Annotated in this window: 13 protein-coding genes; 5 read left to right on the plus strand and 8 right to left on the minus strand. The window is 49.5% G+C overall.

Annotation, left to right across the window (positions count from 1 at the left end; genetic code table 11):
- Both DRI82_RS24120 and DRI82_RS07035 read left to right on the plus strand, forming a co-directional pair.
- Positions 1 to 266 (plus strand): hypothetical protein (locus DRI82_RS24120; protein WP_211317639.1); only part of this gene is annotated, 266 nt, incomplete at its 5' end.
- Positions 256 to 945 carry a FadR/GntR family transcriptional regulator gene (locus DRI82_RS07035; protein WP_114192801.1) on the plus strand — a complete coding sequence of 230 codons (690 nt, stop codon included), beginning with the start codon at positions 256 to 258 and terminating at the stop codon, positions 943 to 945. The genes DRI82_RS24120 and DRI82_RS07035, both read left to right, overlap by 11 nt.
- 53 nt (positions 946 to 998) lie before the next feature.
- Here the strand turns inward: DRI82_RS07035 and rbsR are convergent, their stop codons facing one another.
- The 7 genes from rbsR to kup form a co-directional block, all read right to left on the minus strand.
- Complete coding sequence (gene rbsR / locus DRI82_RS07040) at positions 999 to 2,000, minus strand: ribose operon transcriptional repressor RbsR (protein ID WP_114192802.1); 1,002 nt, start codon at positions 1,998 to 2,000, stop codon at positions 999 to 1,001.
- A gap of 3 nt (positions 2,001 to 2,003) precedes the next feature.
- Positions 2,004 to 2,930: a ribokinase gene (gene rbsK / locus DRI82_RS07045; RefSeq protein ID WP_114193085.1), complete on the minus strand. Its 927-nt coding sequence runs from the start codon at positions 2,928 to 2,930 to the stop codon at positions 2,004 to 2,006.
- A gap of 86 nt (positions 2,931 to 3,016) precedes the next feature.
- Positions 3,017 to 3,907: a ribose ABC transporter substrate-binding protein RbsB gene (rbsB, locus tag DRI82_RS07050; RefSeq protein WP_114192803.1), complete on the minus strand. Its 891-nt coding sequence runs from the start codon at positions 3,905 to 3,907 to the stop codon at positions 3,017 to 3,019.
- Positions 3,908 to 3,930: 23 nt separating this feature from the next.
- Positions 3,931 to 4,899 (minus strand): ribose ABC transporter permease, encoded by a 969-nt coding sequence (gene rbsC, locus DRI82_RS07055; RefSeq protein WP_114192804.1) that lies wholly within the window; start codon positions 4,897 to 4,899, stop codon positions 3,931 to 3,933.
- 6 nt (positions 4,900 to 4,905) lie between these two features.
- Positions 4,906 to 6,411, minus strand: a complete 1,506-nt coding sequence (rbsA, locus tag DRI82_RS07060) for a ribose ABC transporter ATP-binding protein RbsA (protein ID WP_114192805.1) — start codon at positions 6,409 to 6,411, stop codon at positions 4,906 to 4,908.
- 7 nt (positions 6,412 to 6,418) lie between these two features.
- On the minus strand, positions 6,419 to 6,838 hold the full coding sequence (gene rbsD / locus DRI82_RS07065; RefSeq protein ID WP_114192806.1) for a D-ribose pyranase: 420 nt from the start codon (positions 6,836 to 6,838) through the stop codon (positions 6,419 to 6,421).
- Positions 6,839 to 7,071: 233 nt separating this feature from the next.
- Positions 7,072 to 8,940 (minus strand): low affinity potassium transporter Kup, encoded by a 1,869-nt coding sequence (gene kup / locus DRI82_RS07070; RefSeq protein WP_114192807.1) that lies wholly within the window; start codon positions 8,938 to 8,940, stop codon positions 7,072 to 7,074.
- Between the two features lie 262 nt (positions 8,941 to 9,202).
- Between kup and ravA the strand changes: the two genes are divergently transcribed.
- On the plus strand, positions 9,203 to 10,711 hold the full coding sequence (ravA, locus tag DRI82_RS07075) for an ATPase RavA (RefSeq protein ID WP_114192808.1): 1,509 nt from the start codon (positions 9,203 to 9,205) through the stop codon (positions 10,709 to 10,711).
- 2 nt (positions 10,712 to 10,713) lie between these two features.
- A complete protein-coding gene (gene viaA, locus DRI82_RS07080) occupies positions 10,714 to 12,183 on the plus strand; it encodes an ATPase RavA stimulator ViaA (protein ID WP_114192809.1) in 1,470 nt (489 codons plus the stop codon).
- Between the two features lie 3 nt (positions 12,184 to 12,186).
- On the opposite strand, the gene asnA is transcribed toward viaA, so the two are convergent.
- A complete protein-coding gene (gene asnA, locus DRI82_RS07085; protein ID WP_114192810.1) occupies positions 12,187 to 13,179 on the minus strand; it encodes an aspartate--ammonia ligase in 993 nt (330 codons plus the stop codon).
- A 153-nt stretch (positions 13,180 to 13,332) separates the two neighbouring features.
- On the opposite strand from asnA, the gene asnC reads away from it, so the two are divergent.
- A complete protein-coding gene (asnC, locus tag DRI82_RS07090; protein ID WP_114192811.1) occupies positions 13,333 to 13,794 on the plus strand; it encodes a transcriptional regulator AsnC in 462 nt (153 codons plus the stop codon).
- Positions 13,795 to 13,880 lie beyond the last annotated feature (86 nt).

The raw sequence follows: 13,880 nt of genomic DNA on the forward strand, positions 1-13,880 counted from the left end.
CACTGGCTTATCCCTTCCTGGCTGGGCGACTTGGTCTCGTTGGAGGAGTCGTTGTTCCCGGTCAGTGGAGGCGCATTATAGGGAGTTCTCGTCAGCCTGCAACCCCTAATTTCAAAAAACTTTTCAAGCGCAGGTTTTTTCGCCAAAAGGATAAAATAGCACCAGTTTTCAGCCTTAATTTCGTTGAAATGGTCAGATCGTGCACGGCACTGTGGAGTAAACTATATGTATTGAGTTTTTATCAGGATCGGGTCAATGCAATTTAACGCGCAGCAACAAGCCTCCCAGCGCAACCTTTCTTATCTCATTGCCGAAAAAATTGCCCAGAGCATTCTGGCTGGAGAGTATGCCGAAGGGAGCATCCTGCCAGGGGAACTGGAACTGGCCGATTTGTTTGGCGTCAGTAGGACAGCTATTCGTGAAGCTGTAAAGATGTTAGCCGCTAAAGGTATCCTGCTGCCCCGCCCCCGTATCGGAACCAGGGTCATGCCACAAACCAATTGGAATTTTCTCGATCAGGATTTATTAACCTGGTGGATGACGCGTGAGAATTTTGATCAGGTTATGCAACACTTCCTTATATTGCGGACAACATTGGAACCTCAGGCATGTTCCCTGGCTGCAATTAATGGCACGGCGGAACAAAAACACCAGCTTTCTCTCTATATGGCAGAGATGCGCGCATTAAATGTGAATTTTGATCGTGAGCGTTGGATTCTGGTTGATACGCAATTCCACCAGCTCATCTATGAAGCCAGTGGAAATCCATTCCTTACCTCATTTGCCAATCTGTTCAGCTCGGTCTATCAAAGTTACTTTCGCGCCATTACGGGCAATGAAGTGATCAAGCTGAAATTTCACCATGCCATTGTCAGTGCAATTCTTGATTCAGATAGCGAAGGGGCATTGAGCGCCTGTCAGATTTTATTAAGAGAGAAAGAATGAGCTTCACCCCCACAATGAGGGTAAAGCTTATCTATATAGAAAGAAGTCGGTATCTAACGCTGGCCGACAGAGTCCCGCACAACCAATTCAGGGGTAAGAACCAGAATCTGGGGTTCCGCAGTTGGATTGTTCAGCCGATGCAAAAGGGTATCCACAGCCAATTCACCTAAATCATCTTTGGGTTGGTGAATTGTTGTCAATGGAGGGGCCATGTAGCGCGCCAGTTCAATATCATCATAACCAATGACCGCCACATCCTGAGGAATGGATAAACCGCGTTGATAAAGAGCCTGGTAAACTCCCACGGCCATCGCGTCATTACCCACGAATACAGCGTGAGGGGGTTGAGGTAAAGCCAACAACTGATTCATTGCAGTCAGCCCCCCTTCAAATTCGAAATCACTAAAAACTTCATAACCAGGAAGAATAGGAAGGTTAGCCAGATGCATAGCGGTGCGATACCCTTCAAGGCGATCCCGTGCGGGTGTTTTATCCTGCGGGCCAGCAATACAGGCAATTTGGGTATAGCCACGGGATATAAGGAAACGCGTCGCGATTTCCCCTCCCACCAAGGCATTATCCTGAATGATGTCATTCGCGTCTTCAAAAGGCGTCCAATCCATCATCACAATAGGTAATGACGGATAGCGGCTCATCGAATCCTGCGAAGGCAGATGGTTTTCAGTACACATTAACAACAGGCCATCGACCCGTTTTTGCAGCAACGTTTCCATGCTGCGATTCATCCGCTCAACATCACCTTCTGTATTGCATAGAATCAGGCTATAGCCACGCTCATAACAGCTTCGCTCAACACCGCGTACCACTTCGGCATAAAAAGGGTTGGTACTCGCGGTCAATAACATCCCCAGTGTCCGGGTTTGCTTTATTTTCAAACTGCGTGCCAACGCCGAAGGCGCATAGTTGAGTTGTTTAACTGCATTCTTTACTTTGTCGCGGATTGCATCGCTGACAAAGCGGTTATCATTAATGACGTGTGAGACAGTTGATGTTGAAACCCCCGCCAAACGGGCGACATCTTTCATTGTGGCCAAGAATTACTCCTGCGACTGCAAAAAAGCATCAATCTCATGCCGCCATGGAACCGAAGGCTGGGCACCGGCTCGGGTGACGGCTATCGCAGCAGCGGCATGAGCGAAACGTACCGCCGAGTCCATATCCTTGCCTTCCAACAGGGCCGTAACCAACGCTCCGTTGAACGTATCGCCAGCAGCAATGGTATCGACCGCTTTGACTTTAAAGCCCGGAACCAATTTACCTGCGTTTTTCTGGCTAAGCCAAACGCCCCGGCTTCCCAGGGTAATAATGACCGTCTCGATCCCTTTTTTATGTAGCGCTGCCGATGCACACGCCGCGCTCTCATCGTCCTTGACCTGAATACCGGTAAGTTTTTCTGCTTCAGTCTCATTCGGCGTAATCATTGTCAGTAATGACAGGAGCTCATCTGGCAATTCACATGCAGGTGCCGGATTAAGGATGACCTCGGTCTGATGCTGGCGGGCAAGTCTCGCCGCGGCAATGACGGTTTCGAGTGGCGACTCCAACTGCATCAGCAGGGCCGACGCATCTATAACTTGCTGTTGATAGCGGTCAAGATAGTCTGGCGTCACCGACGCATTCGCTCCCGCATTGATACCAATGACATTTTCACCGTCCCCATTTACGAAGATCAGCGCCACGCCTGTCGTTGTCCCGTCGATGGCCTCAACCGGTTGGGTATCAATATTGTCACTGGCCAACTGTTCGCGAACATGTTCACCAATATCATCGTTTCCCACGCAGGCAATAAACGCAATATCGGCACCACTGCGCCCGGCAGCAACGGCTTGGTTAGCCCCTTTACCACCAAATGCGACACTGTATTGTTTACCGATCACCGTTTCCCCTGGGCGCGGAAATTGATCGATGTTGAGAATATGATCAGCATTGATACTGCCCAGAACCACCAGCTTACCTGTTTTCATTTTATTTAATCCTGGTTTGAAAAAATGCGCCATCAACATACCATCGTATGCCGATAGCGCCACACTCTGCTTTTCTTTATTCTAGATTATTGTTTTACAACCAGTTTCAGATCAACAGGAATGATGGCCTGAACCTTTTCACCTTTAAGCACTTTATCTGCGGTTTCAACACCAATCGCACCAATTTGATCGGGGAGTTGAGCCACAGTTGCCGCCATCCTGCCACTTTCTACCGCTTTAATTCCGTCATCAGTACCGTCAAAACCCACCACCAGCACATCGGATTTACCCGCCGTTTGCAGTGCACGCATAGCGCCCAGGGCCATTTCGTCATTCTGTGCAAAAACAGCCTGCACAGTTGGGTGTGCTGTCAGCAGGTTCTGCATGACGTTCAACCCTTTGGTACGATCGAAATCAGCCGGTTGGCTGGCGAGTAAATCAAACTTATTACTTTCCTGGGATTTTTTGAAGCCTTCACCACGCTCACGCGCTGCGGATGTTCCGGCAATGCCTTCAAGCTGAATTACTTTGGCACCATTGCCCAGCTTTTTCGCGATGAAGTCACCGGCCATTTTTCCGCCGAATACGTTATCAGAGGCTACGTGGCTGACAACCTCACCTTTGGTTGCAACGCGGTCCAACGTTATGACTGGAATTTTGGCCTGATTGGCCATCATTATTGCGTTACCCACCGCATCGGAGTCAGTCGGGTTGATCAGCATCAGTTTGGTGCCACGAACCGTCAAATCCTGCACGTTAGCCAGCTCTTTTGCCGGGTTATTCTGGGAGTCCAGAACCACCAGGGTATAGCCCAGCTTGTCGGCTTCTTTTTGTGCGCCCTCTTTCATTGAAACAAAGAACGGATTATTCAAAGTAGATACCACCAGAGCGATGGTGTCTTTAGCCAGTACGTTGGCGCTGAATGTCGCCGTCAATGCAACAGCAGAAACTAACGTTGCCAGTTTTTTCATATTCATGGTCACAATTCCTGTAGGAGAGGTTATTTACTGCTTTTGTTATCCACCAGAACGGCCAGCAGAATGACCACTGCTTTGACAATCATCTGGTAGTAAGATGAAACACCCAATAAATTCAAACCGTTATTCAGGAAGCCAAGGATCAGTGCACCGATCAGCGTCCCGACTATTCGTCCTTTTCCGCCCGCCAGGCTGGTTCCTCCCAATACAACGGCCGCAATGGCATCCAGTTCATAACCGGTACCCGCTGTAGGCTGTGCAGAAGAGAGGCGCGCAACTTCAATAATCCCCGCCAGCGCGGCCAACATGCCGCACAGGGAATAGACGATAATTTTTACTTTATCTACGCTTATACCAGACAAACGCGTTGCGGATTCATTTCCGCCCAACGCATAGATATAGCGACCCAATCGGGTGTGATGGAGCATGTACCAGGCCGCAAGAAACACTACAACCATTAACCAAATCGGTGTCGGTATGCCCAAAGGACGACCAATGCCGAACCAGCCAAATGTATCAGCCACGTCCGTGAAGCCGGTGTTTATCGGGCTGCCGTTGGTGTAAACCATGGTCACACCACGCAAAAGCAGCATCATGACCAAGGTGGCAATAAACGCCTGTACTTTACCTTTCGCCACAATAAAACCGGTACCGGCACCAATCAGTGCGCCCAATGCCAACGCTCCCGCAACGGCCACCAGGGCATTCACCTCCAATCCGACAATGGATGCCGCGACGGCTCCCGTCAGTGCCAGCAATGACCCTACCGACAAATCGATACCGGAGGTGAGGATCACCAGCGTCATGCCCACCGCCATGATGGCGTTAACCGACGTTTGCTGAAGAATATTGAACAGGTTATTCAGCGTAAAAAAGTTGGGGCTCATTGAAGACACCACGGCGATCAACACCAACAGCGCAATCAGCGATTTTTGCTCTAACAACCACTCTTTACTGAACCAGCGTTTTGCCGGGATCGTTTGGGAACTCATGTCTGATTACTCCTGCGTCACGCCGTATTGCTTGCCGACAGCGGCTGCCATCAACACTTCCTGGGTGGCCTGCTCGATAGTGAACTCGCCACTTAAATGGCCTTCATGCATCACCAGAACCCGATCGCTCATGCCGATAACTTCCGGCATCTCCGATGAAACCAGGATGATGCTCAGCCCTTCACCTTTGAATTGGTTAATCAGCTGGTAAATCTCTTTTTTCGCACCGACATCAACACCGCGCGTCGGCTCATCAAGAATCAGCACTTTGGGGCGCGTCATCAAACCACGGGCAATAGCGACTTTCTGCTGATTGCCTCCTGAAAGCAGACCTATCTGCTGTTCTATTGACGGCGTTTTGATATTGAACAAGCGAATGAAATCACTGACAGCCTGCTGTTCATCTTCATGCTTGAGGCGCCCACCTTGATGGCTGAAATAGCGCAAGGCCGTCAGGGACATGTTCTCTTTGACGGACATCCCCAAAACCAACCCATCACGCTTGCGATCTTCGGAGATGTACACAATGCCGTTAGCCAGGCCATCCTGCGGCGAATGGGTTACCACTTCACGACCATCAAGCGCCACATAACCCGCCGTTCGCGGCAATGCTCCGTAAAGAATTTTCATCAACTCGGTACGTCCAGCGCCCATCAACCCGGAAACACCCAGAATTTCGCCAGCGAACAAAGTAAAACTGACATCATGGACACCCGGCCCTGAGACGTTTTTCACCTGCAGCCGTGCTTCTCCACGAGGCTGATTAAGCCGCGGGTATTGTTCTTCCAGCTTGCGGCCTACCATCATTTCGATCAGGGTGTCTTCCTGTAATTCACTGACCGGACGCTCAGCAATAAACTGCCCATCACGAAAAACCGTCACGTCATCGCAAACCTCAAAAATCTCTTTCAGGCGATGAGATATATAGACAATTCCATGCCCTTCGGCTTTCAATTCATTGATTACACTGAATAACGAAGCGGTTTCAGTATCCGTCAGCGCATCCGTCGGTTCATCCATGATGATGACCCTGGATTCAAAACTCAGGACTTTGGCAATTTCGACCATCTGCTGATCGCCAATGGAAAGATCCCCCACCAAGCGATGGCTGCTGAAGTGTAGATTGAGTCTGGCAAGGAGTTTGTCTGCTTCGACATGCATCTTCTTCCAGTCAATGCGGCCAAAACGGTTAACAAATTCGCGGCCAAGAAAAATGTTCTCGGCGATAGTGAGTTGTGGGATCAGGTTCAACTCCTGATGGATAATCCCAATCCCTGCATCCTGCGAGGCTTTTGGCCCATTAAAGACCACTTCCTTCCCGAGAAAAAACTGTGAACCTGCATCTTTTTCATAGATGCCTGTCAGCACTTTCATCATGGTCGACTTTCCTGCGCCATTTTCGCCCACCAGCGCCATCACCCTGCCGGGATACACGCTCAAGGCAGCACCGGAGAGAGCCTTTACACCTGGAAAGGCTTTATCAATCCCTTTTAGCTGTAACAAAGGTTGCATAAGCGCCTCAAAAGGTTACGCCGGAACAGAGAATAACGTTCGCGTAGGGAGAACACTCCCCGCTGCGAACCACAGCCCGGCTGTGTGCGCTCTGCACCTTGAATTCTTCATGGCTTAAATAGTGCAGGGTGATGTGGTTCCCCTGATGCTGCTCAAGTAGCCTTAAGTGCTTGAGTAGCACTTCATGGAGTTGCGGATTTTGAGTAATAATTTCTTCCGCAAGAATAGCGCGTTCAACCTGCATCTCCTGCGTCACCACATCAACCACTTGCATGAACGTTGGCACACCTTGGGTCAGAGCCATATCTATACGCTGGGTATTGGCGGGTATCGGTAGACCGGCATCGGCAATAACCAGTTGATCGGTATGTCCCAACTTTGCGACTACATAAGAGATTTCAGCATTGAGTAAGACGGCTTTCTTCATTTTGGACTCCGACAGCGAAACGTTTCGCTCGTCATTGAGTTTAAAAAAACGGTTGGATAAGGCAAAGCCTATTTCTTAAAAATGTGATCATCATCGAAACGTTTCGCCCACTAAAGAAAATACGCGGTGAAATCTACGTTAAGGATAGAACAAGAGGGGAACATGCGGTAATGAGGATAAAATGGGTGCCCGTGGACACCCATTACAACGCTATATCGAGCTATATTTCGAGACTATATTTCGACTTGCGTTCCTAATTCGATAACCCGGTTAGGTGGGATTTCAAATTGATCGGCGGCACGTAACGCATTACGGCTGAGCGCCATAAACAACTTGCCACGAACCAACAGATACCACGGGCGTTTACCGAGGATCAGTGACTCATGCGACATAAAGAAGGAGGTCTCCATCATCCGGCACTGCAACCCCTCCAGACCGCAGAGATGAAAAATCTCTTCGACATTCGGTGTCTCTTTGAATCCATAACTGGCCACTACGCGCCAGAACGTTGGTGAGAGCTGTTCGATGGTTACGCGCCGAACGTTATGCACAAAGGGTGCATCTTCTGTTCGCAGGGTGAGTAACACCACCCGCTCATGCAATACCTTGTTATGTTTGAGGTTATGCAGAAGGGCAAATGGGATGACGTTGATGGCACGCGACATATATACCGCCGTGCCCGGCACGCGCACCGGAGGTGATTTCTCCAGAGAGGCGATCATCGCTTCCAGAGAATTGCCGTGCTCATGCATACGACGCAGTAAACGAAAACGCTCACTCTTCCAGGTCGTCATAATGATAAACATCACCAGACCCAGCGTCAGAGGCAACCAGCCGCCGGAGAAAAGTTTGGTGGCGTTGGCGGTAAACATCGGGACATCAATCAGCAGCAGGGCCGCCAACAGGAGAGCCACCAGAAAGCGATTCCAATGCCAGTTTTTGGCCGCAACCGTGCAAGCAAGAATCGAGGTCAATACCATGGTGCCGGTTACCGCAATGCCATAAGCCGCTGCCAGATTGCTCGAATGCTCAAAGCTGGCAATGACGATGACCACGGCGACATACAGCGTCCAGTTAATCACCGGAATATAAATTTGTCCCGATTCCATTGCCGAGGTGTGGATGATGCGCATTGGCGGCAAATAACCCAGTCGCACGGCTTGCCGGGTCAGGGAAAAAACGCCTGATATAACTGCCTGAGAGGCGATAACAGTCGCAAGCGTAGCCAGAATCAGCAGGGGAATCAGCGCCCAATCCGGAGCCAGCAAAAAGAAGGGGTTTTTGATCGCTTCAGGGTTTTTCAGCAACAGTGCGCCCTGACCGAAATAATTCAGTACCAGTGAGGGTAATACCACGGTGAACCATGCCAGACGGATAGGGAACTTACCGAAATGCCCCATATCAGCATACAACGCCTCAACACCTGTGATAGCCAGTACCACTGCGCCTAATGCAAAGAAAGAGACAGATTTGTGCTCAATGAAGAAGTTAAGCGCCCACATTGGGTTCAACGCCTGCAAAACTTCCGGGTTGGCAATAATGCTTCGCGCGCCCAGTACAGCCAACACCAGGAACCACAACAGCATGACCGGGGCAAACAGTTTACCGACGCTGCCCGTGCCGTGTTTCTGAATTATAAATAACAGCGTCAGAACGGCTATTGACATAGGAACGATATAAGGATCAAGGGAGGGCGCAGCAATTTCAAGCCCCTCAATGGCAGACATCACCGAGATCGCCGGAGTGATCACGACTTCCCCATAGAAAAAGCTGCCGCCGATAAGTCCGATAATCACCAACGTTGAGGTGGCTCGGGCAGACGTATTACGGCCAGCCAACGACATCAGCGTCAGGATCCCACCTTCACCGGCATTATCGGCCCTCATAACAAAGGAGAGATATTTTAAGGAAACAATCAGAATCAGCATCCAGAAAATCAGGGAAAGGAAGCCGAAAACCACGTCAGGTCTGACGTCAAAACCGTAATGCCCAGAAAAACATTCTCTCAGGGTATAAAGTGGACTGGTACCAATATCGCCGTACACCACGCCGATCGCGGAAAGGGTTACTGCTGACAATGAACGTTTATGTTCTGTGCTCATAATTCGTTTCTTTTGCTAGAACATCCATAAGCGATGAGTGCGCTTAGTTCCCTTACGCCCACCAAAAAGCGCACAGTATGCACGAATTAAACCTATTGCCTACCCTTTAAGTGCCATGCGAAATAACTGCCTAAGTTGGCAATTTAAGCGTAGATCATAGAAAAATTCTACTAATCAATAATCTATACCACCAAAAATATTAATGGTTTAATCATGGGGTAGCGACCAAAATCTGTTAACTAAAGGAAAACGAAGCTTAATTATGGCGCAATCATCTTTTTTGGCAGAACGTATATCCCGTTTGGCTAACGCATTGGAAAGTGGGCTTTTTGAACGGCAGGAAGTCATCAGGCTATGTCTGCTGGCAGCGCTGTGTGGCGAGAGCGTGTTTCTGCTCGGTCCACCGGGGATTGCCAAAAGTCTGATTGCCAGACGATTGAAGTTTGCTTTCCACCATGCACGAGCCTTTGAATACCTGATGACACGATTTTCAACGCCTGAAGAGGTCTTTGGCCCATTGTCCATTCAGGCACTGAAAGAAGAAGGCCGTTACCAACGCCTCACCGCGGGTTATCTACCTGAAGCCGAAATCGTGTTTCTCGATGAGATATGGAAAGCCGGGCCAGCGATCCTCAATACACTGTTGACGGCGATCAATGAGCGCCGATTCCGTAACGGTGAACGGGAAGATTCAATCCCACTACGACTACTGGTCACTGCATCGAATGAACTGCCTGAAGCGGATAACAGTCTCGAAGCCTTGTATGACCGTATGCTGATTCGGTTGTGGCTGGATAAAGTTCAGGATAAACAGAATTTCCGCGCCTTGCTGACCAGCAGACAGAATGAAAATGATAATCCGGTTCCCGATCATCTCAGCATAACCGATGAGGAATTCCATCAGTGGCAAACAGATATCAACAAAATCATTCTTCCCGATCACTGTTTTGAACTCATATTCCAACTGCGGGAGCGCCTGGATGCACAGGACAATGCCCCTTATGTTTCCGATCGCCGTTGGAAAAAAGCCCTGCGATTGTTACAAGCCAGCGCTTTTTTCAATGGTCGCGATGCCGTCACCCCCATCGACCTCATTCTGCTGAAAGATTGCCTGTGGCACGATCTCAACTCGCATAAGCTGCTACAGCTACAGATCGAGCAAATGGTTACCGAGCAGGCTTATCAGCAGCAGATTCTCTCAATGCAATGTGAGCACTTGCACCAACAGTGGCTCAACTATCAACAACAGCAAAGCGACCAGCAAGCGATTAAAGTGACGAAAAAAAGCGGCCTTTTTAATCGAAAGCCACAATATGTTCCCGTTCAGTCGCTTAGCGAAAATACATTGACGCTTTTACTGCGAACGCCGCTGCATTTGCATGATATTCAAGTAACACACCTGCAAATAGAACGTGATGAATTACTTGCCTGGTTGCAGAAAGGCGGTGTATTGCGCGGCAAGCTCAATGGGATTGGATTTGCGCAGCAACTGGATGCGGAAATTGATGATCGGTTACAACTGCTGGTACTGGATATCAGCAGACAAAGCTCGGTGCTGACGCTCCCTGGTGAGAAAAAATCCCCGGTGACGCCAGAATTGGCTCAACAGATGACCCAATTGACGGAGAAACTGGCGCAACAACGCCGTAATTTTACCCATCATCAGCCGTGCCAGTTTGTTCCTACTGCCTGGTTGGCCAAAATTGAAGCCAGTCTGTTGCAACTGAATGAGCAGTTGAAACAGCAGCAGCAAAAGTTCAGCGGTCACTAATCGTGCTAAGCCTGGAGTCACTCGATGTACTTCTTTCTATCAGTGAAAGCCAACTGATAGAGGAGATGATCATTACTTTATTGGCCATGCCGCAATTGGCGATATTTTTCGAGAAATTTCCTCGCATGAAGCGTGCGCTTCTGCGGGATGTCCCGACCTGGAAGTTAGCTCTCCGCCAGAGAATTCATGATGCGTTGGTACCCCCCGTATTGGCGAAGGAGTTCTACCTTTATCAGCGAAGCGTACAGCAGGAAACCCGGCAGTTTTACTCTCATCTGCCTGATATTATTTCTGATTTACAGCGATTGCATTCACCTTTTTCTGCTGAAGCATTGACGTTGTTCAGTTCGGTGGAATCACCTCAACCCCTGTTCCATGCGGGTGATGGCTTACATTCCCTGTTTATTCAGCGCTGGCGCATCAGCCTCACACTCCAGGCCATAACGCTACACCATCAACTGCTCGATCAGGAGCGGGAACAACTGCTTGCAGAATTGCAGCAGCGCCTCGAACTGAGCGGAGCGCTTGAACCCATACTGGCAGACAATGATCATGCCGCAGGCCGATTGTGGGACATGAGTCGCGGCCATTTGCATCAGGGTGACTACCAGAAACTTTTGCAGTACGGCGATTTTTTGCAACAGCAGCCGGAGTTGCAGGCGCTGGCAGAGAGACTCGGACGCAGTCAGACAGCGAAAAGTATCCCTCATGACAATGCAGCAATGGAACCCTACCGCGTGATGGTCAGGGAGCCGGCAACGCTGCCAGAGGAAGTGAGCGGTATTCATCAGAGTGACGATATCTTGCGTCTGCTTCCAACGGAATTGGCGATGCTGGGTATCAGCGAACTTGAGTTTGAGTTTTATCGCCGACTTTTGGAAAAAAGGCTGATGACCTATCGTCTGCAAGGCGATGCGTGGCACGAAAAGACCCTGATGCGTCCTGTGACACATCATAATGACGAGCAACAACCGCGCGGTCCTTTCATTGTTTGTGTAGATACGTCGGGATCAATGGGCGGCTTCAATGAACAATGTGCAAAAGCGTTTTGTCTGGCACTGCTCAAGATTGCCCTGGCTGACAATCGTCGCTGTTACATCATGCTTTTTGCCACCGAAGTTATTCATTACGAACTGACGGCTGCCAGTGGCATTGAGCAGGCCATTCGTTTTATCAATCAACACTTTCGCGGCGGCACCGATCTCGCCTCATGCCTGGAAGCCACGCTAAAGAAAATGGAAGATAGAAGCTGGCAGGATGCCGATGCGGTGATCATCTCTGACTTTATCGCCCAACGTTTACCCGAGGCGTTGATAAAGCATGTGAAGAAAATGCAAACACAGCAACAGCACCGTTTTCATGCTGTTGCCATGTCAAACTACGGTAAACCCGGCATCATGCGCATTTTCGATCATATCTGGCGCTTTGATACCGGATTAAAAAGCCGCCTCATGCGGCGCTGGCAGCGCTGAGGATCAGAGCAGCCCGTCAACCGATGCGAACACTTCGGGTGCCCAGACACCGCATTGAACCTGTCCAATATGCTGTTGTTGCAGTAACAGCATGACCAGACGTGATTGACCAATTCCGCCGCCGATAGTTTGTGGCATGTCGCCACGCAGCAGGGACTGGTGCCATTCCAACTTCATTCGATCGGCATCATCAGTGAGCGCCAACTGGCGTTTCAGCGTGTCGGCATTAACGCGGATCCCCATCGAAGACAATTCAAAGGCGTCCTGCAGGACCGGGTTCCAGACAATAATGTCACCATTGAGGCCAGTAAAACCGTTAGCCGACGGGGAGGTCCAATCGTCGTAATCCGGTGCGCGGGCATCATGGGGCTTGCCGTTCGACAGTTTGCCACCAATTCCGATCAGGAAAACTGCACCCAGTTCTTTGGCAATTGCGCGCTCACGCCCTTTTGCATCGAGATCAGGATAACGAGTCAACAGGTTTTCACTGTGTACAAAATGAATCTGTTCCGGCAAGGAAGGCGTAATACCAAACTCACGGCTCACAGCAGCCTCTGTTTCTTTGATTGCCGCATAAATCTTGCTGACTGTGGTTTGCAGATGATCGAGTGTGCGTTCACCGTCACCCATAACGCGCTCCCAATCCCACTGATCCACAAAAACGGAATGGATCGGCGTCAAACGATCTTCGTCTGGGCGCAATGCTTTCATATGGGTATAAAGGCCTTCCCCGGCACTGAAGTCATACTGACCCAGGGTTTTGCGTTTCCACTTTGCCAGGGAGTGAACCACTTCAAATGTAGATTCAGGCAATGTTTTCACATTCACCTGCACCGCTTTTTCAGTACCGGACAGGTTATCCTGCGTACCATCACCCACGCGGCTCAGAATCGGTGCCTGAACCTCAACGAGACCGAGTTTTTCTTCCAATTGGTGGGAGAACATCGATTTTACGAAACTGATTTGTTGTTGTTTTTGTATGTAGTGTTTTTTCATTGCCGTATACCATCACCCTGTCTTTGTTGACCACGATTAAGCAACAGAATGTGCACCACATTCAATATCCGGCAGGAAATATTGCCATTCACGTTTTTATCCCTCATTTTAACGCCATCATTTATGGATAATCGTCAAAAAGAGAGCAGAATAATGATGGAAATTTATCAGATCGATAATCTCGATCGCGGCATCCTTAACGCACTAATGGAAAATGCACGTACACCTTACGCGGAACTGGCCAAAGTATTCGCCGTCAGTCCGGGTACTATCCATGTGCGGGTAGAGAAAATGAAACAGGCAGGTATCATCACGGGTGCCCGTGTGACTGTGAACCCAAAACAACTGGGATATGACGTATGTTGCTTTATCGGCATTATCCTCAAAAGCGCCAAAGACTATCCGTCTGCCCTGAGGAGACTGGAAAGCCTGGAAGAAGTGGTTGAGGCTTACTACACCACCGGGCACTACAGCATCTTCATTAAAGTCATGTGCCGATCAATAGATGCCTTGCAGCAGGTACTTATCAACAAGATCCAGACGATTGACGAAATCCAATCCACTGAAACCCTGATCTCCCTGCAAAACCCCATTATGCGTACCATCAAGCCATAGGGCTAAAAAAGCTATACCCATATTATCCACAGGTAGATCCCAGGCGATTCACAGCGTACAATACCGCCTCTTAATTCGAGCGGGAT

It is taken from the genome of Edaphovirga cremea (assembly GCF_003332275.1).
Taxonomy (GTDB): Bacteria; Pseudomonadota; Gammaproteobacteria; order Enterobacterales; family Enterobacteriaceae; genus Edaphovirga; species Edaphovirga cremea.